This is a genomic window from Rhizobium sp. NZLR1, from assembly GCF_017357385.1.
Classification (GTDB): domain Bacteria; phylum Pseudomonadota; class Alphaproteobacteria; order Rhizobiales; family Rhizobiaceae; genus Rhizobium.
The window spans coordinates 2,355,595-2,377,970 of sequence record NZ_CP071632.1 but is presented as its reverse complement, the minus strand read 5'-3'; the positions used below and the strand labels follow the sequence as shown (position 1 = coordinate 2,377,970).

19 protein-coding genes and 1 pseudogene are annotated in these 22,376 nt (G+C 64.0%); 12 read left to right on the top strand and 8 right to left on the bottom strand.

Annotation, left to right across the window (positions count from 1 at the left end; translation table 11 throughout):
• Positions 1 to 1,143 (top strand): DUF2336 domain-containing protein, encoded by a 1,143-nt coding sequence (locus tag J3O30_RS11875; RefSeq protein ID WP_207580547.1) that lies wholly within the window; start codon positions 1 to 3, stop codon positions 1,141 to 1,143.
• Between the two features lie 99 nt (positions 1,144 to 1,242).
• Here J3O30_RS11875 and J3O30_RS11870 read toward each other — a convergent pair whose 3' ends face one another.
• A complete protein-coding gene (locus J3O30_RS11870) occupies positions 1,243 to 1,653 on the bottom strand; it encodes a hypothetical protein (protein WP_207580546.1) in 411 nt (136 codons plus the stop codon).
• Positions 1,654 to 1,782: 129 nt separating this feature from the next.
• Between J3O30_RS11870 and J3O30_RS11865 the strand changes: the two genes are divergently transcribed.
• Complete coding sequence (locus J3O30_RS11865) at positions 1,783 to 2,241, top strand: GNAT family N-acetyltransferase (RefSeq protein WP_207580545.1); 459 nt, start codon at positions 1,783 to 1,785, stop codon at positions 2,239 to 2,241.
• A gap of 17 nt (positions 2,242 to 2,258) precedes the next feature.
• On the opposite strand, the gene J3O30_RS11860 is transcribed toward J3O30_RS11865, so the two are convergent.
• The 3 genes from J3O30_RS11860 to parE all read right to left on the bottom strand — a co-directional run bounded on the left by J3O30_RS11860 (position 2,259) and on the right by parE (position 7,047).
• The gene (locus J3O30_RS11860; protein ID WP_207580544.1) at positions 2,259 to 3,476 is read right to left on the bottom strand and encodes an AI-2E family transporter; all 1,218 of its coding nucleotides are present in this window, start codon (positions 3,474 to 3,476) and stop codon (positions 2,259 to 2,261) included.
• A gap of 115 nt (positions 3,477 to 3,591) precedes the next feature.
• Complete coding sequence (locus tag J3O30_RS11855; RefSeq protein ID WP_207580543.1) at positions 3,592 to 4,746, bottom strand: esterase-like activity of phytase family protein; 1,155 nt, start codon at positions 4,744 to 4,746, stop codon at positions 3,592 to 3,594.
• 189 nt (positions 4,747 to 4,935) lie between these two features.
• Positions 4,936 to 7,047, bottom strand: a complete 2,112-nt coding sequence (parE, locus tag J3O30_RS11850) for a DNA topoisomerase IV subunit B (RefSeq protein ID WP_207580542.1) — start codon at positions 7,045 to 7,047, stop codon at positions 4,936 to 4,938.
• Between the two features lie 207 nt (positions 7,048 to 7,254).
• Between parE and J3O30_RS11845 the strand changes: the two genes are divergently transcribed.
• From J3O30_RS11845 to J3O30_RS11825, 5 genes and pseudogenes are all read left to right on the top strand, one after another.
• A complete protein-coding gene (locus tag J3O30_RS11845; protein WP_207580541.1) occupies positions 7,255 to 8,154 on the top strand; it encodes an alpha/beta hydrolase in 900 nt (299 codons plus the stop codon).
• Between the two features lie 153 nt (positions 8,155 to 8,307).
• Positions 8,308 to 9,078 carry a triose-phosphate isomerase gene (gene tpiA / locus J3O30_RS11840; protein ID WP_207580540.1) on the top strand — a complete coding sequence of 257 codons (771 nt, stop codon included), beginning with the start codon at positions 8,308 to 8,310 and terminating at the stop codon, positions 9,076 to 9,078.
• Between the two features lie 119 nt (positions 9,079 to 9,197).
• Positions 9,198 to 9,713, top strand: coding sequence for a preprotein translocase subunit SecG (gene secG, locus J3O30_RS11835; protein WP_207580539.1), 516 nt, complete (start codon positions 9,198 to 9,200; stop codon positions 9,711 to 9,713).
• 144 nt (positions 9,714 to 9,857) lie between these two features.
• The gene (locus J3O30_RS11830) at positions 9,858 to 11,486 is read left to right on the top strand and encodes a CTP synthase (RefSeq protein ID WP_007629126.1); all 1,629 of its coding nucleotides are present in this window, start codon (positions 9,858 to 9,860) and stop codon (positions 11,484 to 11,486) included.
• Between the two features lie 74 nt (positions 11,487 to 11,560).
• A pseudogene (locus tag J3O30_RS11825) lies at positions 11,561 to 12,030 on the top strand (SRPBCC family protein).
• A 41-nt stretch (positions 12,031 to 12,071) separates the two neighbouring features.
• On the opposite strand, the gene J3O30_RS11820 reads toward J3O30_RS11825, so the two are convergent.
• Positions 12,072 to 13,160: a citrate synthase/methylcitrate synthase gene (locus tag J3O30_RS11820; RefSeq protein WP_207580538.1), complete on the bottom strand. Its 1,089-nt coding sequence runs from the start codon at positions 13,158 to 13,160 to the stop codon at positions 12,072 to 12,074.
• Between the two features lie 84 nt (positions 13,161 to 13,244).
• Between J3O30_RS11820 and J3O30_RS11815 the strand changes: the two genes are divergently transcribed.
• From J3O30_RS11815 to J3O30_RS11795, 5 genes are all read left to right on the top strand, one after another.
• Complete coding sequence (locus J3O30_RS11815) at positions 13,245 to 14,390, top strand: citrate synthase (RefSeq protein ID WP_207580537.1); 1,146 nt, start codon at positions 13,245 to 13,247, stop codon at positions 14,388 to 14,390.
• Between the two features lie 131 nt (positions 14,391 to 14,521).
• Positions 14,522 to 15,040, top strand: a complete 519-nt coding sequence (locus J3O30_RS11810) for a FecR domain-containing protein (RefSeq protein ID WP_207580536.1) — start codon at positions 14,522 to 14,524, stop codon at positions 15,038 to 15,040.
• 3 nt (positions 15,041 to 15,043) lie between these two features.
• The gene (locus J3O30_RS11805) at positions 15,044 to 16,900 is read left to right on the top strand and encodes an adenylate/guanylate cyclase domain-containing protein (protein ID WP_207580535.1); all 1,857 of its coding nucleotides are present in this window, start codon (positions 15,044 to 15,046) and stop codon (positions 16,898 to 16,900) included.
• A gap of 97 nt (positions 16,901 to 16,997) precedes the next feature.
• Positions 16,998 to 19,013: a DEAD/DEAH box helicase gene (locus tag J3O30_RS11800; RefSeq protein WP_207580534.1), complete on the top strand. Its 2,016-nt coding sequence runs from the start codon at positions 16,998 to 17,000 to the stop codon at positions 19,011 to 19,013.
• Positions 19,014 to 19,160: 147 nt separating this feature from the next.
• Positions 19,161 to 19,829 (top strand): methyltransferase, encoded by a 669-nt coding sequence (locus J3O30_RS11795; protein WP_207580533.1) that lies wholly within the window; start codon positions 19,161 to 19,163, stop codon positions 19,827 to 19,829.
• A 10-nt stretch (positions 19,830 to 19,839) separates the two neighbouring features.
• On the opposite strand, the gene glp is transcribed toward J3O30_RS11795, so the two are convergent.
• The 3 genes from glp to trpC are packed head-to-tail and all read right to left on the bottom strand — an operon-like array spanning position 19,840 to position 22,371.
• Positions 19,840 to 21,063 carry a gephyrin-like molybdotransferase Glp gene (gene glp, locus J3O30_RS11790; protein ID WP_207580532.1) on the bottom strand — a complete coding sequence of 408 codons (1,224 nt, stop codon included), beginning with the start codon at positions 21,061 to 21,063 and terminating at the stop codon, positions 19,840 to 19,842.
• Positions 21,060 to 21,557, bottom strand: coding sequence for a cyclic pyranopterin monophosphate synthase MoaC (gene moaC / locus J3O30_RS11785; protein WP_207580531.1), 498 nt, complete (start codon positions 21,555 to 21,557; stop codon positions 21,060 to 21,062). The genes glp and moaC overlap by 4 nt, the downstream gene beginning before the upstream one ends.
• A gap of 1 nt (position 21,558) precedes the next feature.
• Complete coding sequence (gene trpC / locus J3O30_RS11780; RefSeq protein ID WP_207580530.1) at positions 21,559 to 22,371, bottom strand: indole-3-glycerol phosphate synthase TrpC; 813 nt, start codon at positions 22,369 to 22,371, stop codon at positions 21,559 to 21,561.
• Between the last annotated feature and the right edge of the window lie 5 nt (positions 22,372 to 22,376).

Genomic DNA, 22,376 nt, shown 5'->3' with positions numbered 1-22,376 from the left:
GTGCTGGGGCGTCGTGTGATCATAGAGGCTTTCCTTCGTTGGATCGAAACGGCCAAGACCGGTGACCGGGCCCGGGCAGCAAACGCGCTCGGGCGAGCCTATCTTCAGTCCAAGATGACGGTGGAGGAGCGGGCGGCAGCCGAAATGGCGATGACCTTTCTGCTCGACGATCCGTCGCCGCGCGTGCGGTTGGCACTTGCCGAGGCGATCGCCTGGTCGCCCGATGCGCCACGCAGCCTGATTCTTTCGCTTGCCGAAGACCAGCCTGAGGTTGCCTGCCATGCGGTGACCTGTTCGCCGCTGTTGAGCGATGCCGATCTCGTCGATCTCGCCGCGCGCGGCAATGGCGCCACCCGCATGCTGATCGCGGTGAGGGCGCATGTGACGCGCCCGGTTTGCGCAGCGCTTGCGGAGGTCGGCGACGAGGAGGAGCTGCTCTGCCTGCTCGAGAACGACGGTGCGGCGATCTCCAGCCAATCGCTGAAACGCATCGCCGAACGGCTTGGCGACTGCTGCGACATTCGCAATCTGCTTCTCGACCGCAGCGATCTTCCCGCCGATGCCCGGCAGTTGCTTACCCAGCATGTCAGCAATGCGCTGGTCGGGCTACCGCTCGCACAGGCGGCGATCGGCCTGCAGCGGCTCCAACGCATCAGCCGCGAGGCGACGGAGGCTGCCATCGTGTCGATCGCCGGCGACATCGCGCCGCGCGAGATACCCGATCTCGTCGAGCATCTGCGCCTCAACGGCCGGCTGACGCCGTCCTTCCTGATGCACGCGCTCTGCGCCGGCAAGGTGGATTTCTTTGCGGGAGCGGTCGTCGAGCTGACGGGTTGCGGCGAGCGCCGGGTGCGCTCGATCCTGGCAACCGGGCGCATGCATGCCGTGCGCGCGCTCTACGAGTCCGCCGGCCTGTCCAGGGACATCAGCGTGATCTTCGTCGAAGCCACAATGCTGTGGCGTGACGCAGCAAGAAAAGCGCCGGGCAGCGTGCTCGGCAATGTCTGCGGCCGTCTTCTCGAAAAATTCCGCCATCACGACGCGCACGGCGCGGTCGGCGAGCTGCTCGACATGGTGGAAAAGCTGCATGTCATCGAACAGCGGCAATCTGCCCGCGTCTATGCGGCGCTTGCGGCCGCCTAAGCGCGTCGCATCAAATTTGATTCATGCGACGCGCTTTAGCCCTTTGTTTTTATGCATGTCGCTGTCCCAGAACCGCTGCACACTTCCGGGCGACATGCATTAATCGGCCAGCCGCGTGACGACCCAAGAATAGCTGGCGGAGACGAAATGCACCGGTTTGGCGAGCGTGTCCTTGACGCTTCTGCCGGAGGGCAGATGGTCGCGGACCTGTCCGGCAATGTCGTCGGCAAAACCACGCAGTCCCTGCGGGTGCTGTTCGGCCGCTTCGGGTGCGGCCGGCGTTACGGGCGCCGGTTTCGGCGGTTCGGCGGCAGCGACTGCTTTGGGCGCTTCGCAGACTGCGATCACCGAGGGATAGCTGACATTGGCATAGGTTTTCAACCGGCGTTCGGCTTCGGCATCGCAGGCGGCAACCGTCTCCCAGCGTTTGTCGACCGTCGCGACATAGCTGCACTGGCTGATGGAATCGTCGCAACCGAGAATGGTCATCGCGATCAGCACCGCTTGCATATTTTGCCTCCGTGGCTATTGAGCATGCCATCGTCTTAGAGGGCGCAATTCCAACCGAATGAAGGCAGGAGCATTAACTCTTGGTCATCTCCGGAAAAATCTTGCCCTGCGCCAACAGAAAGAGGCAGCATGTCCGTCACCATCGCCCTGGAGCCACCGCGTCAGGACGGCGTCATCCGCCTTCTCGATCTGTCCGATGCCTATGCGCAATCGCTCTATCCCCCAGAGAGCAACCATCTGGTCGACCTCTCCTTGCTGGAGAAGCCGTCGGTGAGATTCCTGGTCGCGCGCAACGGCGATGCGATCGTCGGCTGCTGCGCGCTGGTCGAGGCCGGCGACGGCACGGCCGAGATCAAGCGCATGTTCGTCGATCCAGAGGCGAGGGGGCTGCGGGTCGCCAGCGGCCTGATGAACGCGCTCGAAGCGATCGCTAGGGAAAAGCGGCTATCGGCGATCCGGCTCGAAACCGGCATCTACCAGCCCGAGGCGATCGCTCTCTACCGCAAATACGGATACCGGGACATCGAGCCTTTCGGCAGCTATCTGCCGGACCCGCTCAGCCTGTTCATGGAAAAGCGGCTGGGATGACGGTCTGCTAAGGCGGTTCAGCCTTCGGCAATACGGGGGATCGTCTTCGGCGATTCGGGGATTGCCGGCGGGGCCTGTTCGTCGATGAGAACCTGCGGTCCCGTCTCGCTCTTGTCGGCGTTGCGGGCCTCGTGGATCCATTCGCGCCAGATGGCGACGATCAACGCCATCAGCACCGGGCCGATGAAGAGGCCGAGGAAACCCATCGTCTTGACGCCGCCGACGAGGCCGAAAAAGGTCGGCAGGAAGGGCAGCTTGATCGGGCCGCCGACGAGCTTCGGCCGCAGCGTCTTGTCCACAATGAAGAGCTCGACGGTTCCCCAGACAAAGAGACCGATGCCGGCCACATGCGAGCCGCTTGCCAGCAGATAGATTGAGACCAGCGTGAAGGATAGCGGCGCACCGCCCGGGATCAGCGCCATCACGCCAGTCAGCACGCCGAGTGTCACCGGCGACGGTACGCCGGCTATCCAGTAGGCCAGGCCGAGCACGATGCCTTCGCCGATCGCAATCAGCGTCATACCCATGACGGTCGAGCTGATTGTCGCCGGCACGACACGGGAAATGCGCTCCCAGCGGTTAGGCAGGATGCGTTCGCCGAGCATGTCGATCTGCTTGGAAAATGAAAAACCGTCGCGATAGACAAAGAACAGCGCGATCAGCATGAAGAGCAGCGTCAGCAGGAGATGGAAGGCGCCACCGCCGGCCGCAAGCACGGCACGGTAGATATTGCCGATATTGGCTCCGCTGACCGCCTGGATAACCTCGCCCAGGGCGCCGGGGCTGCCGATATATTTGGTCCAGACTTCATCGAGAGAGGTGCCTGCCCACGGCAGCGCGACGATCCAGGCCGGTGTCGGGGCGCCGGCGCGGTTGGCGTGGATTGCCCAGGCAACCCAGGTGCGCACTTCACCCGTCGTATAGGTGACGGCAAGGCCGATCGGGATGACCAGGAAAGTGATGATCATGATGATGGCTATGGTCGCGGCGATCGTCGTATTGCCGCCGACGCGGGCAAGAAGCTTGCGGTAGAGCGGCCAGCTGGCGAAGCCGATGACCAGCGACGCCAGCACCGGTACGAGGAAGCCGTAGAAGAAGTAGACACCGGCCGCGACGATCAGAACAAGCAGCCAGCGCGCAGCCGAAATGGAGGGAATCAGCGGCGTGCGTGTCGGTGCCGACGACCCGAGCCATCGCGGTTCATGATTGCTTTTCTGACGGTCGAACACACCCACGCGCGCCTCTTCTTTTTCTTGTACTCTGGTTATGGGCCATCAACCCGGCGGTTTCAAGGTCCGCACCGTGAAAGCGTATACAAAGCGTCGCCAATCGGCCGCCAGACCGAGCGTCTTACTGCTGCGGACGCCTGACAACCTTGAAGGCGTAGAATTGCGTCTTCTGGCCGGTCGAGAAATTGTTGTCGGAACCGAGAATGAGAACGTCGGTGCCGTCTTTGGCCTTTCCCAGCGACATGGCCTCGATATTGTCGGGGACGAGCCCGATCGCTCTCAAATCTAGGACCTGGCTCTTGCGGGCCGGGACGACGCGCTGGTCGTTTTTGGCGAGCGAAGCGATGGCGGAAACATCCGTGGCGTCGGCCAGATCCATCATCATGATCTTGATGGTGTTGCCGTAGCCCTGGGCATAACTGCGCTCGACGGCGAGCAGGCGATGGTCGTCGAGCGCAAGCATTTCAGACATACCATTGTCATTGCCGCCATCGGCCTTGGTGGCGGCCTGCGGGATCGGTGAGACCGGGTAGACATACTCGGCCTTCGGCTCGCCGCTCGCGCCGTCGTAGCGGATGATACGCGACAGGCTGCCCGACGTCAGCGAGGGGTTGGGGCCATCCTGATAGAGCGCGGCTTCGACACCGACGAAGACATCGCCGGAGGGCGCGACGGCGAGATCCTCGAAGGCGAGATTGTCGCGGATGCCGGTCGACTTGTCGGCTGTGGGAGCAAAGCCCTGCGGCAGCTTGAATTCGCGCACGAATGAGCCGTCCAGTGCTGTCACGCGGACGAAGGGTGGCAGCAGCGCCTTGCCGTCGCCTTCGCTGCCCCAATAGATGCCGTCCTTGCCGAGACGGATCGACTCTGGGTCGACGGTCCTGGCGGCGAAGGGCTCGCCGTTCTTGTCCTTCAACGTCACTTGGCTGACGACCGATACACCCTTGAGACCGGACGCGCCGACATCGACGTCGAGTTCATAAAAGCGGGCCGGCGCCCGTTCGGAGCGGTCGTCGCTGATGGCGAGATAGTGGCCGGTGACGGCATCGAAATCGAGGCCGGAAATGCCGCCGAATTCGACGCCGTTTTCCATGTGACCTGTGGGGATCACGAATTCACCGAGATAGGAGAGCGAAATGCCGGCGGCGCAATCGCCGAAGGGACAGGCGGTCTCGAAGGTGGCGCCGATCTCAGTGGCGCGGATATCTGTGGCGCTGGCGATGACGGTGCTGGAAAGAAGAATGAAAGCGGCAGCCGCGAGAAAACGCTTGGTCATGGCAAAGATCCGGCAGGGGGTTGAAACGGTTCGAACCGGCGCAGCTGCTCCCCAGAGGGGAAGGCGCGCCGACCGCTTCATGCGCCGGTTGTTTGAAGGCCTTGTTACGGTTCTTCGTCAGTTCCGTGAAATCGCAGATGCTAAAATGCAGGCCGCGCCGAACCCACGTCTATCCCGCTCGCATATGTTTTAAATATCGAGGTTTTCGGCGAAGGCGGCGCGATCCTGGATGAATCGGAAGCGGGCTTCCGGCTTGGTGCCCATCAGATCGTCGACGGCGCTGCGGGTGCCCTCGAAATCCACCTCGTCGATCATGACCTTCAGCAAGGTGCGCTTGGACGGATCCATCGTGGTTTCCTTGAGCTGGGAGGCCATCATCTCGCCGAGACCTTTGAAGCGGCTGATCTCGACCTTGGCCTTACCCTTGAATTCCGTCTGCATCAGCTCGGCGCGATGGTTGTCGTCGCGGGCATAGGCGGATTTCGACCCCTGGGTGATCTTGTAGAGCGGCGGCACGGCGAGGAAGAGGTGGCCACCGCGCACCAGCTCCGGCATCTCCTGATAAAAGAAGGTGATGAGCAGCGAGGCGATATGGGCGCCGTCGACGTCGGCATCGGTCATGACGATGATGCGCTCGTAACGCAGGTCTTCGTCGCGGTATTTCGAGCGCGTGCCGCAGCCGAGCGCCTGGATGAGATCGGCGAGCTGCTGGTTGGCGCCGAGTTTTTCGCGGCCGGCGCTGGCAACGTTGAGGATCTTGCCGCGCAACGGCAGAATTGCCTGGTTGGCGCGGTTGCGCGCCTGCTTGGCCGAACCGCCTGCCGAGTCACCTTCGACGATGAAGAGTTCGGCACCCTCGGCAGTATTCTGCGAGCAGTCGGCGAGCTTGCCGGGCAGGCGCAGCTTGCGCACCGCGGTCTTGCGGTTGACTTCTTTTTCCTTGCGGCGGCGCAGGCGCTCCTCGGCGCGCTCGATCACCCAGTCGAGCAGCTTGGCCGACTCGTTCGGATTATCGGCAAGGTAATGGTCGAAGGGATCGCGAAGCGCGTTCTCGACGATGCGCTGAGCCTCGACGGTCGCGAGCTTGTCCTTGGTCTGGCCGACGAATTCCGGCTCGCGGATGAAGACCGACAGCATGCCGACGGCCGAGATCATCACGTCATCGGTGGTGATCTGGGCGGCGCGCTTGTTCTGCGTCAGCTCGGCATAGGCCTTGAGGCCCTTGGTCAGCGCGATGCGCAGGCCCGCCTCGTGCGTGCCACCATCGGGCGTCGGAATGGTATTGCAATAGGAATGAACCTGCGGATCTCCGCCGTACCAGGTGATCGCCCATTCCATCGAGCCGTGGCCGCTCACCTTCTCCGTCTTGCCGGCAAAGATCTCGCGGGTGACGGTGAATTCCTTGCCCATCGTCGCCTGGAGATAGTCCTTCAGGCCGCCGGGGAAGTGGAAGACGGCCTTGTCAGGGACCTCGGACCCTTCAGGCAAAACGCCCGCCTCGCAGCTCCAGCGGATCTCGACGCCGCCGAATAGGTAGGCCTTCGAGCGCGCCATGCGGAAGACGCGGGCGGCATCGAACTTCATATGATCGCCAAAGATCTGGGGGTCGGGATGGAAGCGCACGCGGGTACCGCGGCGATTGTGGACGTCGCCCAACTCTTCGAGGCCACCCTGCGGCAGGCCGCGGGAAAAGCGCTGGCGGTAGAGCTTGCGGTTGCGGGCCACCTCGACTTCGAGGTCGTCGGAAAGGGCGTTGACGACCGAGACGCCAACACCGTGTAGACCGCCCGAGGTCTCGTAGGCCTTGCCGTCGAATTTGCCGCCGGCATGCAGTTTGGTCATGATGACTTCGAGCGTCGACTTGCCCGGTACCTGCGGATGGTTCTCGACCGGGATGCCGCGGCCGTTGTCGGAGACGGTGAGATAACCTTCGAGGTCAAGATAGACCTCGATGAAATTGGCGTGTCCGGCGACCGCCTCGTCCATCGCGTTGTCGATGACTTCGGCAAAAAGGTGATGCAGCGCCTTTTCATCGGTGCCGCCGATATACATGCCCGGGCGCATGCGCACCGGCTCGAGGCCTTCGAGGACGCGGATCGACGAGGCGCCGTATTCGTCCGAATTCGACGCAGCGGGCGCCGGCCGGGCTGATGCTCCGGCAGTAGGGGGTGCGGCGGCGGGTGGGGCAGGGGCGGGCGCAGCCGTGACCGGCGGCCGCTCGGCCGGCGCGGCAGGCTTCTGCGCCTCCTCGCGTTTTTCAGAGAGGGGCATTCCGGAAAAGAGATCGTTGCTATCGTCCATGGATCCGTTCAGATCTTCATCCTGTCTTGGGCGGGCATCCGCCGCCGACCCAAAATCACCGCATTTCATGTCACGTTTGCGAATCAGGCAGATTTTGCCAGAAAGCACCTCTATACGCGACACCGCCGGTTTTGGCGGCTTTTCCCAAATGATTTGCGTTGCCGGGCGCGGAATGGCAAGCGGCGGCAGGCTTCAGGAGCCATCCGAATGCGAATGTCCACAAGTGATTGCACCATCATCACCGCAATTGCGGCGTTTTTCTTGTCCGCGGCCATCCTGTCTGCTGTCGGGCCGGCGCGGGCGGCCGATGCGCTGCCGCCTTTCAAGGACGATCTGTTTTCGAAGCAGGCCATGCTGCAGACAGGCGATGACGGTGCATTCGAGGTCATCGACTATAACGAGATGCGCGATATCAACGGCCGCGACCAGATCCCGCAAAAGCGAGTGCAGCAGAAATATGTGGCGCTCGGCATCCGCAAGGCTCAAGCCGACGAGACGCTGCCTCTCGACGGCATCAAGCTCGATGTCACCAGGGTGGGACCGGCCGAAAATGCCGCCTTCACGGTAATTTTCATCCATGGCCGCGACGGCGATCGCCGGCTGGGGGCCAACGATTACAGCTTCGGCGGCAATTTCAACCGGCTGAAGAACCTCGTCGCCGGCAATGGAGGCGTTTATTATTCGCCGACGGTCAGGAGTTTCGACAGCAATGGCGTTGCGGCAATCGCCGGCCTCATCCGTTATGCCAGCGCCCAATCGCCGGGCCGGCCGGTCATCCTTTCCTGCGCCTCAATGGGCAGCCAGGTCTGCTGGGGCATTGCGCGCGACGGCGACAGCGTCAAGCGGCTGAAGGGCATGCTTGTTATGAGCGGCGTCGCCGATCCCGATTTCACCAGGAGCGCCTTCTACAAGGCGAAGCTGCCGCTCTGGTTCGCGCACGGCAGCCGCGACCCGGTCTATGCCGCCAGCGACCAGCAGGCGCTGTTCGAAAGCCTGCACAAGGCAAAATATCCGACACGGTTCACGCTGTTTGATACCGGAAATCACGGCACGCCGATCCGGATGATCGACTGGCGCCGAGTCTTGAACTGGATTCTCGCCGGCTGAAGCGGGCTCCCTAGCATTTTTCGGCAGAAATATAGGCTGGATCGCCGAGATTCCCCTTACGTCAAGGGCATGATGCTTTTCTTTGCCGCGCGCTTTTGATATTGCCCAATGCATATGCAGAATTTGGGCATATGCAGAATTTGGAAGGCTGGCATGACACCTGACGTGCGCCCGCTCGTGGCGGGAAACTGGAAAATGAATGGCATGCGTGCCTCCCTGGATCAGATCAAGACGATCGCCGAGGGTGTTTCCTCGCCGCTGGCCGACAAGGTCGAAGCGCTGATCTGCCCGCCGACGACGCTGCTTTACGTGGCGACGGCGCTCTGCACCGACAGCCCGCTGGCGATCGGCGCCCAGGACTGCCATCAGAACCCGTCAGGCGCGCATACCGGCGACATCTCGGCCGAGATGATTGCCGATTGTTTCGGCACGTATGTCATCGTCGGCCACTCCGAGCGGCGCACCGACCACGCTGAAACGGATCATCTGGTCCGCGCCAAGGCGGAGGCTGCCTTCGCCGCCGGGCTGACGGCGATCATCTGCATTGGCGAGACGGCGGATGAACGCCGGACCGGCCAGGCGCTCGACGTCATCAAGCGTCAGCTTTCCGCCTCGGTTCCGGACGGCGCCATCGCCGAGAGCACGGTCATCGCCTACGAGCCGATCTGGGCGATTGGCACCGGTGTGACGCCGACATCAGGCGATGTCGAAAAGGCGCATGCCTTCATGCGCGCCGAGCTAGTGGCCCGCTTCGGCGATGAAGGCCGTAAGATGCGCCTTCTCTACGGCGGCTCGGTCAAGCCGGCCAATGCCGGCGAGCTGATGGGCATCGCCAATGTCGACGGTGCGCTGATCGGCGGGGCGAGCTTGAAAGCAGCCGACTTCCTCGCCATCTACCGGGCCTATGAGGCGCTGCTCGCCTGAGGCATTGTGAATTCCCAAGTTTATTCCGGGCCGAAGGGCTTGGAATAGATCAAAGCCTCATGTAAAGAGCCGCCAGAATTCTTACTTATGTCCGTCTCCAGGCGGGCAGGACTGGACCCATGCAGACCGTATTGATTGTCATTCATCTCATGATCGTGCTCGCGCTTGTCGGCGTCGTGCTCATCCAGCGCTCGGAAGGCGGCGGCCTCGGCATCGGCGGCGGTTCGGGTTTCATGTCGGCCCGCGGCACGGCCAATGCGCTGACGCGCACCACCGCGATCCTGGCGACGCTGTTCTTCCTGACCTCGCTCGGCCTCGGGATACTGACGCGTTACCAAGGCCGTCCGAGCGATATTCTGGACCGCATTCCGGCAACGGGCGGGCAGGGCAACGGCATTCTCGATTCGCTCGGCGGCGGTGCGAAGGCGCCGGCAGGTCTGCCGGCCGGCAACGGCGTTCCGAGCAGCGGGGCGGCAACGCCTGCCGCACCAGCGCCGGCAACTCAGGCTCCGGCAGCGCAGGCCCCGGCGGCTACCGCACCTTCCACGACGGCTCCGGCCGCAAACGCTCCGGCAACGACTGCTCCGGCCGCGCCGGCACCGGCTCAGCCCGCCGGCGTCCCGACGGGACAGTAAGCCGGTCTTCGACATAAACCGCCGGCAGGCCCTCGGGTCTGCCGGTTTTCTTTTGTTCAGATTCCTTCGCCACGCTCCGAAAATTCCGGAAAAGAGTTTTTGGGGCTGGTGGAATCGTTTTTGAAAAGGTATCCGGTGAATCCCATGGCGCGATACGTATTCATCACTGGCGGCGTGGTTTCCTCTCTCGGAAAAGGAATTGCGGCCGCGGCTCTCGGAGCGTTGCTGCAGGCCCGTGGATATCGGGTCCGGCTTCGCAAGCTCGATCCCTATCTGAACGTGGACCCGGGCACGATGAGCCCGACCCAGCACGGCGAGGTCTTCGTCACCGACGACGGCGCGGAAACCGATCTCGATCTCGGCCACTACGAACGCTTCACGGGGCGTTCGGCGACCAAGACCGACAACATCACCACCGGCCGCATCTACAAGAACATCATCGACAAGGAACGGCGCGGCGACTATCTCGGCGCGACGGTGCAGGTCATCCCGCACGTCACCAACGAGATCAAGGATTTCGTCATCGAGGGCAATGACGACTACGACTTCGTCATCTGCGAGATCGGCGGTACGGTCGGCGACATCGAGGCGATGCCCTTCATGGAGGCGATCCGCCAGCTCGGCAACGACCTGCCGCGCGGCACCGCCGTCTACGTCCACCTGACGCTGATGCCCTACATTCCGGCCGCCGGCGAACTCAAGACCAAGCCGACCCAGCATTCGGTCAAGGAACTGCAGGCGCTCGGCATTCATCCCGATATCCTGCTGGTGCGCGCCGACCGCGAAATTCCGGAAGCAGAGCGCCGTAAGCTCTCGCTGTTCTGCAACGTGCGCCCGTCCGCCGTCATCCAGGCGCTCGACGTAGCCAACATCTACGATGTGCCGATTGCCTACCACAAGGAAGGCCTGGACGACGAAGTGCTGGCTGCCTTCGGCATCGAGCCGGCGCCGAAGCCGCGTCTCGACCCGTGGGAAGAGGTCTGCAACCGCATCCGCACGCCGGAGGGCGAGGTGACGATCGCGATCGTCGGCAAATATACCGGCCTCAAGGATGCCTATAAATCGCTGATCGAGGCGCTGCATCACGGCGGCATCGCCAATCGCGTCAAGGTCAAGCTCGAATGGATCGAGTCCGAGGTCTTCGAAAAGGAAGATCCGGCGCCCTATCTCGAAAAAGTGCATGGCATCCTCGTGCCGGGCGGATTCGGCGAGCGCGGTTCGGAAGGCAAGATTCACGCAGCCCGCTTCGCCCGCGAACGCAAGGTGCCGTATTTCGGCATCTGCTTCGGCATGCAGATGGCCGTCATCGAGGCGGCGCGCAATCTCGCCGACGTGTCCGGCGCGTCCTCGACCGAATTCGGCCCGTCCAAGGAGCCGGTGGTCGGCCTGATGACCGAATGGGTCAAGGGCAACGAGTTGCAGAAGCGCACGGCAGCCGGCGATCTCGGCGGCACGATGCGTCTCGGCGCCTACAAGGCGGCGCTGAAAAAGGGCACGAAGATCGCGGATATCTACGGTTCTACCGATATTTCCGAGCGTCATCGCCACCGCTACGAGGTCAATGTCGACTACAAGGACCGGCTCGAGAGCTGCGGCCTCGTCTTCTCCGGCATGTCGCCTGATGGTGTGCTGCCGGAGACGATCGAATATGCCGATCACCCCTGGTTCATCGGCGTGCAGTATCACCCGGAACTGAAGAGCCGGCCGCTCGACCCGCATCCGCTGTTTGCCAGCTTCATCGAAGCGGCGACGGAACAGAGCCGCCTCGTCTAATCACAATGATGATCCAGATCGCGCGATTTCAAGCGCGATCTGGGCAAGTGCTTGTGGTGCTCTATTTTGCCGGCATGGCCACCCAACGCAGCACGACCGTTTCACGCTTCATCGCCGCGCCGCCTGAGCGCATCTACAGTGCCTTCCTGGATGCGGAGCGGTCGCCACCTGGCTTCCGCCCGGTTCGATGCGCGGGATCGTCCATGCTTTCGAAGGCAGGGAAGGCGGCGCATTCAGCATGTCGCTCGTCTATCCTGATGACGAGGCGTCGCAGCCGGGCAAGACCTCCGACAAGACCGAAAGGTTCGAAGGCCGTTTCGCAAGACTCGTGCCTGATGAGCGGATCGTCTGGGCCACGGTCTTCGATTCCGAAGATGAAGGCTTTTCCGGCGAGATGATGGTCAGCACGACATTGTCACCGGTGGATGGTGGCACCGATGTGACGATGGCCTGCGACAACATTCCCTCCGGCATCCGCCTTGAAGACAATGAGGAAGGGTGCCGTTTGACGCTAGACAACCTGGCTGCTTTCGTCGGCGGTTGACGGTTGGTGGCGGGGACACGCCCCGCCGCCAAAGTTTGCCGTCAAGCAGCTGCCGGCAGCGGGCCGATATAGATCGAGCGCGGGCGAATCAGCCGACCGTCGAGCGCCTGTTCGCGGGCATGCGCCAGCCATCCGACTGTGCGGCCGATCGCGAAGACGCCGGTGAAGGCTTGCCGCGGGAAGCCGAGCGTTTCCAGCAGCAGCGCCGTGTAGAACTCGACATTGACGTCGAGCGGCCGGTTGGGCTTGCGCAGCTTCAGGATCGCCAAGGCGGTAGCTTCCACGGCTTCCGCCAGCGCGCCGCGGGCGCTGTCGACCTGCCCGGTTGATATCAGCGGCTTCAGGGCGCCTTTCAGCGCATCGGCGCGCGGATCGCGGACGCGGTAGATGCGGTGGCCGAAGCCCATCAGCCGTTCGCCGCGATCAAGCGCTTCGCCTAGCCATGGCTCGGCATTCTCGGCCGTTCCGATCGCGTCCAGCATGTCCAGCACCGGACCGGGCGCGCCGCCATGCAGCGGCCCCTTCAGCGCGCTCAGCGCCGCCAGAACCGAAGAGGTGAGCCCGGCTTGGGTCGAGGCGATGACGCGCGATGCGAAGGTCGAGGCATTGAGGCCATGGTCCGATATCGTCACGAGGTAGGCGTCGAGCGCTGCAGTCTGCTCCCTGGTCGGCAATTTGCCGGTCAGCATGCGCAGGATATCGGCCGCCTGTGGCAGCGAGGCGTTGGGCGCGATCGGTTTTTCGCCGCGCTGCAGGCGCAGAACAGCCGGCAGGAAGACGGCCGGCGCTGCCAGAAGGCTGAGCGCGGTATCGAAATCCTCACCGTCTGGCAGCCGGGCGATCAGCGCCCGCATCGCATCGACTGGAGGCAGGGCGAGCAGGGCGGCATCGGCAGCCTTGATATGATCGAACACCCCAGTTCGGGCTTTCGCCAGCCAGCCGCGCAATTCTGTTTCACCGAAGCTTCGATCCATCAGCCCGTCGAGCAATAGCGCGGCGACACCTTCATAGGTGCTGTCGGCGACCAGTTGATCCAGCGATATGCCGCGGATGATCAGCCGCCCCGCTTCGCCATCGACATCCGAGAGCTGCGTTTCGGCGGCAATGACATCTTCCAAGCCGTTTTTCATATTGTTTTCTCCTTTACGGACTGGATGATCCGACCTAGTCTCATTGACGTCAATCTTGACGCAATTGATCAATATGAGGCTCCGATGTCGTGGCTGACCGCCGAGGAGGCGCTACGGGCGCTGAAGACCAAGCCGCAGACGCTCTACGCCAATGTCAGCCGCGGTCGCATCCGTGCCAAGGCCGATCCCACCGACCCACGCCGCAGCCTCTACCAGGCGACCGACGTGCAGCGGCTTGCCGAGCGTCATGCCGGCCGCCGCAAGACCGAAACCGTTGCCGCCGAGGCGATAAAGTGGGGCGATCCGGTTCTCTCGTCGGCAATCTCCACCATTATCAATGGGCGGCTTTCCTATCGCGGACTCGATGCGGCCGTTTTTGCCGAGGCAGCGACGCTGGAGCAGACGGCGGCACTGCTTTGGAACGGTGCGGAAGCGGTGTTCTCCGGCGCCGGCGCCGGGTACGCCGCTCCGTCGCTTCAGGCTGCTTTCCTGGCGCTGGCAGGGCGGGTGACATCGGATCTGCCGTCGCTCGGCCGATCGCAGGCGGTACTTCGCCGCGAGGCGCAGGGAGTCCTCTCCACCGTCGCCGATGCTCTGGCGCCGGGGCCATCGGATCGGCCGCTGCATCTGCGGCTTGCGGAAAGCTGGCAGCGGCCGGATGCTGCCGATTGCCTGCGTCGGGCGCTGGTGCTGCTTGCCGATCACGAACTCAACGCCTCGACTTTTGCGGCGCGGGTCACGGCATCGACGGGTGCCGCGCTTTCGGCCGCCGTGCTTTCCGGACTGGCGACGCTGACCGGGCCACTGCATGGCGCCGCCTGGCAGGGTGTCGACGCCTTGATCGAAGCCGCTGTCACCCTCGGGGCCGAGCAGGCGATCCGCCGCACGCTTGCTCAGGGCCATCGCCTGTCGGCCTTTGGCCATCCGCTCTATCCCGACGGCGATATCAGGGCTATTGCGCTGCTCTCGCATTTTCCCCTGCCGCTGGAATTTGCAGACCTTCGTGATGCGGGCGAAGCAATGGTCGGCGAGAAGGTCAATCTCGATTTCGCGCTTGCCGCGATGGCCGCCGCCTTCGATCTTCCAAAGGAGGCGCCGATCATCATGTTCTCGCTCGCTCGTTCCGCCGGTTGGCTTGCGCATGCGATGGAGCAGATCGACAGCGGCGAATTGATCCGGCCGCGGGCGCGTTATGCCGGACCAGCGCCGGATACCAACACCAGCCGCTAATGCTGGCGATTGTGGCGGTTTGCTTTTTTACCTAGGGAATTATCCGAATTCGGCTATCATGCCTGCCATGGAAGAAGACGGTTGGCGGACGCTTTGGAAAAAGCTGCCCGCACGGTCATGGGGGCCTTTCCATGAATACGAAACTTCGCAGCCTGCTTGCCGCCGCACTCGCTGTCGGCCTCATTCCACATGAGGCGGCCTTTGCGCAGTCTGCCGGCTGCACGATCTCGCGCGACGCCGGCGCCCGCCAGGTGTTCACTTGTCCCGGCGGAGTAAAGATCACGGCGGAGGCTGGCGCCTCCTTCCGCCTTGCCGACCGCAACCGTGACGGCAGCCCCGATTCAGCGTCGCTGCGGCGCAAGGCCATCCTCGTCGATGTCGACAGCAGCCAGCACGCGAGTGGTTTTGAGGTGGTGACGCCGCAGGCGATCGCCGCCGTGCGCGGCACGCAATGGGCCGTCGACGTCGCAGGCGGCAAGACCTCGGTGCTGGTCGTGCGAGGCAGCGTCGCGGTCCGCCGACCGGCTGGCGAGCAGGTGGTGCTGTCGCCGGGCGAGGGCGTCGATGTCAGTGCCGGAACGGAACCCCTCATCGTGCGTCGCTGGCCGGCGCCGCGCGCCGCCGCTCTCCTTGCCCGCCTCGGCCAGTAATCGATGAACCATCGCCTGCAGACGGTGATCGCGCTGTTTTTCGCCGGCCTTTGGGGAGCTGCGCTCGGCTATGCCAATCTCACTGCCGGAAGCGGCCTTCTCGACCGGATGGAGGCCTCGCTCACCGATATCCGCAGCGTTATCGTCGGGGCGAAGACACCGCCTCCCGGCGTCTCGATCGTCGCCATCGACGACCGCACCGCGGCGGCCCACGGTTATCCCCTTGATCGGGCCACACTTGCGCGCCTTGTCGGCGCAATCAACGCCTTGAAGCCGAAGGCCCTGGCGCTCGACATTCTGCTGGTCGATCCCGGGCCGGAGGAGGGCGATGCGGCGCTGGCTACCGCCCTTGCCCAGGGGCCGAGCGTGATTGCGGCCGCAGCCACCTTCACCAGAAGCAGCCAGCAGGTCACCGATGCCGCCAACGATCCGCTCGCCGCCATCCCCGAGGCAGGTCAGCTTCTGTTGCCGCTTCCCCGCTTTGCCGAGGCCGCCGCCGTCGGCATCGTCAATGTCGCAACCGACCAGACCGGCACGCCGCGGTACATTCCGCTGATCTCACGCGCCGCGGATCGATTGGATCCGGCCTTTCCGCTGCGCGCCGCTTCGGTGGCGCTCGGCGTCGACCCCAGCATCGAACCCGATGCCATCATGCTCGGAAAGCTGCGTATCCCCACCGATATCGGCCAGCGGCTGCCGGTGACCTTCTATGGCGGGCACGGCAGCATCGCCACCTTCAGCGCGGCCGATGGGCTGGATGGCACGCTTTCGGCCGATGCGGTTGCCGGCCGCATCGTCGTCATCGGCTCGACGGTCACCGGCGGCGGCGACGTCTTCCCGACGCCGTTCGATCCGGTTATGCCCGGCGTCGAGGTGATGTCGACGGCGATCACCCATCTCGTCAGCGGCGACGGCATGGTGCGCGACCACCGGCTAAGGCTGATCGATGCCGGCATCGCCGTCGGCCTGCCGCTCGTGCTCGTTTCGCTGATTGCCTGGCGACGGAGTGCTATGGGCTATCTCATCATCGTGTTGACGCTGATCGTCTGGGCGCTGCTCAATCTTTCGGCCTTTGCGCATGGTTATTGGCTGAGCGCGGCGCTGCCGATCGCCGCAGCGCTGCCGCCGGCGCTGATCTTCGGTGCAGCCGAACTCTGGCTCGACCGCGGCCGCGCCCGCCATTTTGCCGAGCAGAGCGCGTTGCTGCAGCGCATCGAGGCGCCCGGCCTCGGCGAGTGGTTGGCACGCGATCCAAATTTCCTCGCCGCACCGGTGCGCCAGAACGCTGCCGTCATCTTCATCGATCTCTCGGGTTTCACCGGCCTCAGCGAAAACCTCGGCCCGGTCAAGGTGAGCGAGGTTCTGAGCGGATTCTTCGAACTGGTCGATGAGGAGGCGCGCGCCCACGGCGGCGCCATCACCAGCTTCATGGGCGACGGGGCGATGATCCTGTTCGGCCTGCCGGAGCCTGCCGATGACGATGCCGCCCGGGCCGCTGCCTGCGCCGTCAGCCTGTGTGAGCGCACGCGGGCCTGGCTTGGATCGCACGGAGGCTTCGCGGAGAAGAGGATCGGCTTCAAGGTCGGCGCCCATTGCGGCCCGATCGTCGCCTCGCGCCTTGGCACCGGCGACCGGCAACAGATCACCGCGGCAGGCGACACCATCAACGTCGGCAGCCGCCTGATGGAGGTCGCCGCCCGCCATGGCGTCGAGCTGGCGCTGAGCGCCGAAATCGTCCGCGCGGCCGGCCCCGACAGCGCGTTGCTGCAGGCGGGCCGCATGGAGGGTCCGTTGGAAACGACGCTGCGCGGCCGGGCAAGGCATATCGACGCGTGGCTGTGGCGCAGCCGCACGCTTTGACAATCGCGGCGGGAGCGGCTAGGAACGGCGCAAATACCCGCCGGCTGGCTCCGGCCATGGCGCATTTCGCGCCTGACAGCTCCGAAAGATCGAACTCATGACAGAATTCAACGGCGTCGTTCCGGCGATCGCCAAGGCGTTGCAGAAGCGCGGTTACGCCGAACTCACCCCGGTGCAGAAGGCAATGCTCGATCCGGCGCTCGCCGCTTCCGACGCGCTGGTCTCGGCCCAGACCGGCTCCGGCAAGACCGTCGCCTTCGGCCTGGCGCTGGCACCGACCCTGCTTGAGGATAGTGAGCGTTTCGGCAATGCCGGCGCCCCGCTGGCGCTCGTCATCGCCCCGACACGTGAGCTTGCTCTGCAGGTAAAGCGTGAGCTCGACTGGCTGTTTGAGATGACCGGCGCGGTGATCGCCAGCTGTGTCGGCGGCATGGACATTCGCAGCGAGCGCCGGTCGCTCGAACGCGGCGCCCATATCGTCGTCGGCACGCCCGGCCGGCTCTGCGACCATATTCGTCGCAGGGCGCTCGACATGTCGGACCTAAAGGCCGCCGTGCTCGACGAGGCCGACGAGATGCTCGATCTCGGCTTCCGCGAAGACCTGGAATTCATTCTCGATGCGGCGCCGGACGAGCGCCGGACACTGATGTTTTCGGCAACGGTGCCGGCGGCGATCGCCAAGCTTGCCAAAAGCTATCAGCGCAACGCCGTGCGCATCAGCACCGCGGCCGAGGCAAAGCAGCATGTCGACATCGAATATCGCGCGCTCATGGTAGCCCCCAGCGACCGCGAGAATGCGATCATCAACGTGCTGCGTTATTACGAGGCGACCAACGCCATCGTCTTCTGCTCGACGCGCGCCGCCGTCAATCATCTGACCGCGCGCTTCAACAACCGCAATTTCGCCGTCGTGGCACTCTCCGGCGAGCTGACGCAGAACGAACGCACCCACGCGCTGCAGGCGATGCGCGACGGGCGCGCCCGCGTCTGCATCGCGACCGACGTCGCCGCTCGCGGCATCGACCTGCCGGGCCTCGATCTCGTCATCCATGCCGATCTGCCGACCAATCCGGATACGCTGCTGCACCGCAGCGGCCGCACCGGCCGTGCGGGACGCAAGGGCATCAGCGCTATGATCGTGCCGCTGAATGCACGGCGCAAGGCGGAGCGCTTGCTCGAGAATGCCGGAATTTCGGCTGCCTGGGCGCGGCCGCCGTCGGCCGAGGAGGTCAATGAGCGCGACGACGAGCGGCTGCTCGCCGATCCGATCTTCAGCGAAGCGCCGCAGGAAGAAGAACAGGGGCTGGTACAGCAGCTACTCGCCAGCCACGGAGCCGAGAAGCTAGCCGCCGCCTTCCTGCGCCTCTACCGCACCAATCATTCGGCGCCGGAAGACCTCCTCGAGGTTACCGTGCAGGACGATCGCAGCCGCAAGCGCCGCGACAATGCCGAGCCGTTCGAGCCGGCACAGAGGGGACCGCGCGAGGATTTCGGCGCCAGCGTCTGGTTCTCCGTTTCGGTCGGACGCAAGCAGAATGCCGAGCCGCGCTGGCTGATTCCGATGCTCTGCCGCAACGGCAATGTCACGAAGCGCGAGATCGGTGCGATCAAGATGCAGCCTGAGGAAACCTTTGTGGAGATCGCAGCAGCGAGTGCCGAAAGCTTCCTGGCAGCGATCGGACCGAACAAGGCGCTCGAACGCGGCATCCGTGTGACAAAGCTTTCCGGCACGCCGGATTTCAGCCGGGCGCCGTCGCCAAAGCCCTATGCCGGCAAGTCGTCGCGTGACGAGCGACCGGGCGACACATTCCGCGAGGAACGCCCGAACAACAAGTTCGGCAAGGCTCCGGGCGGCGGATATGCTGCAGCTGACAATAGCGGCCAGCAAAGACAGGACACCAAGCCCTGGAGCAAGAAACCGGGCAAGCCCGGCTTCGATGGCCCGAGATCCGATAAGCCTAAATTTGATGGGCCGAAATTCGACAAGCCAAAATACGACAAGCCGAAATTCGAAGGCGGGAAATCCGAAGGCGCCAAATCCGAACGCCCGAAATATGAAGGCAAGGGCGGCGCCGGGCCGAAGGGCAAGTTTTCGAAGAAGAAGCCCGGCTGATTGCGCCGCAGGCCCTTCGCCGGTTCAGGCGGAGGGCTTTATCTGACGGCTAGCCGCAAGCGGAATTTCTCGACGGCGGCATGCCGCATCTCGCCATGAAGAACTATTGAATCGTTAGTTTTATAGCGGGCCAGGAGCAGGACGACGATGAAACGCTCCGGCATTCCGCGTCCCGATCCGGCCGCCTTCATCCAGGCCAATCTGCCAATCTCCCCCGTTCCGGCCATTTCCGAAATCCTGCTCTATATGGCAGGCCCTGCGAGCGGGCTCTGGCGACTTGCCGGCCGGGGAGAAACCGATCCGCCGCCCTACTGGGCTTATCCCTGGGCCGGCGGCGCCGTGCTTGCCCGCCATCTGCTCGATCGCCCCGAGGTGGTCGCGGGGCGCCGCGTCCTCGACCTTGGCGCCGGCTCCGGGCTCGTCGCCATCGCGGCGGCGAAGGCCGGAGCTGCTACGGTCACGGCGGTCGATGTCGATGCCAATGCCATCGCCGCAATCGGTCTCAACGCGGCGATCAACGGCGTGAAGATCGTAGCCGTCGCCGCCGATATCATCGAGGCGCCGCCGCCGGAGGAGACTGATCTCGTCGTTGTCGGCGACCTGTTCTACGATCCCGCACTTGCCTTGCGGGTGATGGATTTCTTGCAGCGTTGCCAAGCGAGCGGCATCGAGGTGCTGATCGGCGATCCCGAGCGCGCTTATCTACCGCAGGGACACCTTAGGCGAATCGCGACCCATGCGGTCGCAGATTTCGGCGCGGGTACGGGGGGCAAGGTGGTGCCGGCAGGCGTCTTTTCACTTGCCGGAGATGGCTGAAAGGCTGCGACTATGCCAGAAGATCCGGCCGCAACAGCATGACCGGGCAGGGCGCTCCAGCCGGTAGCTCCGGTGCATGCGGCGGGCGGATGATCAGGCAATCGGCTTGCGCAAACACCTTCATCATCGACGAATCCTGTTTGTCGAAGGGTTCGGCGAGCCAGTTCCCGGCGGCGGATTTCGAGAGTTTCGCCCTGATATAGTCCTGGCGGTGGTCATTGACGCGCAGCGTGACGGCTGCCTCCACCATTGTCTCGCGCCGCACCGGCGGCAGGGAGGCGAGTTTGCGGATCAGCGGCTCCAGGAAGAGCAGCGAGCAGACGAGGCTCGATACCGGATTGCCGGGCAGGCCGAGCACATGGGTCTCGCCGAAGCTGCCGACCATCAGCGGTTTGCCGGGACGCATGGCGATGCGCCAGAAATCCAGCTGCATGCCGGCCTCGATCAGCGTCGCCTGCACCAGATCGTGGTCGCCGACCGAAGCGCCGCCGAGCGTGACGATGACATCGGCCTCGGCGTCTCGCGCCGCGTCGATCGCCGCGGTGATCCTGGCTTTGTCGTCCGGGACAATGCCGAGATCGAGCACCTCGGCGCCGGCTTTGCGGGCAAGGGCTGCAATACCGAATGTATTGGATGCGATGATCTGCGACGGGCCGGGCGCGCTTCCGGGCGGCAGCAATTCGTCGCCGGTCGCAAGGATGGCGATCAGCGGGCGTTTGAGAATCTCGACATCGGGCCGGTTCATGCCGGCAGCGACCGTCAGCCGCGAGAAATCAAGCACTGTGCCGGCCGACAGCACGGCTTCGCCTTCGGCAAAATCCTGGCCGCGGGGACGCACATGCTGGCCCTGCCGCACAGGAAAATTGGTTCGGATGCCGCCTTCAGTCTTCTCGGCATCCTCCTGCAGAAGGACGCTGTCGGCGCCTGCGGGAACTGGGGCGCCGGTGAAGATGCGGACGGTCTCGCCTTTGCCGACCTCGCCTTGGAAGGCATGGCCGGCGGCGGAGGTGCCGATCAGCTTCAGCAAGGCGCCCGGCTCCGGCGCGTCTTCGCGACGTAGGGCGTAACCATCCATAGCGGAGGAGTTGAAGGGCGGCTGGGTCAGGCCTGCCTTGAGATCGACGGCCAGGACGCGGCCTTCGGCATCGATAAGTGGCAGCGTTTCAGAGGCTTCGACGGGCTTGGCGCGGGACAGGAGACGGTTCTGCGCCTCGGCGACCGGGAGAAGGTTCATCTCGCCTCCGGATGACGGAAATTGCCCGACTTGCCGCCGGATTTTTCGAGCAGCCTGACGCCGCCGATCTCCATTGTCTTGTCGGCGGCCTTGGCCATATCGTAGATCGTAAGGCAGGCGACCGAGACGGCGGTCAACGCCTCCATCTCCACACCGGTCTTGCCGGTCAACTTGGCGGTTGCCGTGACGCGCAGACCAGGCAGGGCGGCGTCTTCCTCGATCGCGACGGTCACCTTCGTCAGCATCAGCGGATGGCAGAGCGGGATGAGATCGGCGGTACGTTTTGCCGCCATGATGCCGGCAAGGCGCGCCGTGCCGATCACATCGCCCTTCTTGGCATTGCCTTGTCGAATGAGCGCGAGTGTTTCCGGCGCCATCTTCACATAGCCCTCGGCCGTGGCGATACGCAGCGTCTCGGCCTTGTCGGAAACGTCGACCATATGCGCCTCGCCGGAGGCATCGATATGCGTTAGGTTAGCCTTTCCGCCGCTCATATCATTCGGCCGCGATGGCGGCTTCGCCAAAGAGCAGCGCGCGAGTGGCGGCCGTCACGTCATCCTTTCGCATCAGGCTTTCGCCGACAAGGAAGGTGCTGATATCGACGGCCTGCAGGCGCTTGCAATCGGCATTGGTGAAGATGCCGCTTTCGCCGATGAGGAGCCGGTCTGCCGGAACCATGGCGGCCAGCGTCTCGCTGACAGTCAGGCTGACCTCGAAAGTACGCAGATTGCGGTTGTTGATGCCGATGAGCGGCGAGGACAGTTTTAGCGCCCGCTCCATCTCCTCGGCGTCGTGGACCTCGACCAGCACGTCCATGCCGAGCGAGAAAGCTTCGTCCTGCAGACGCTCGGCCTCGTCATTAGAAAGCGAGGCCATGATCAGCAGGATGCAGTCAGCACCCCAGGCGCGCGCCTCATGCACCTGATAGGTCTCGAACATGAAATCCTTGCGCAAAGCGGGTAGACCGCAGGCGGCCCGTGCCGTCGTCAGGAATTCCGGCGCACCCTGAAAGCTCGGCGTATCGGTCAGCACGGAAAGGCAGGCCGCGCCACCGGCTTCGTAGGCCTTTGCCAGCGCCGGCGGATCGAAATCCGAGCGGATCAGCCCCTTCGACGGGCTCGCCTTCTTGATCTCGGCGATCAGACCGAAATTGCCGGCGTCACGCTTGGCAGCAAGGGCGCGATGGAAGCCACGCGGGGCGGACTGGCCGGCCTGCATCGCCTTCAGGTCGGCAAGCGACACCGCAGCCTTGGCGGCGGCGATCTCCTCACGCTTGTAAAGTTCGATCTTCTTCAGGATATCGGTCATCGGGG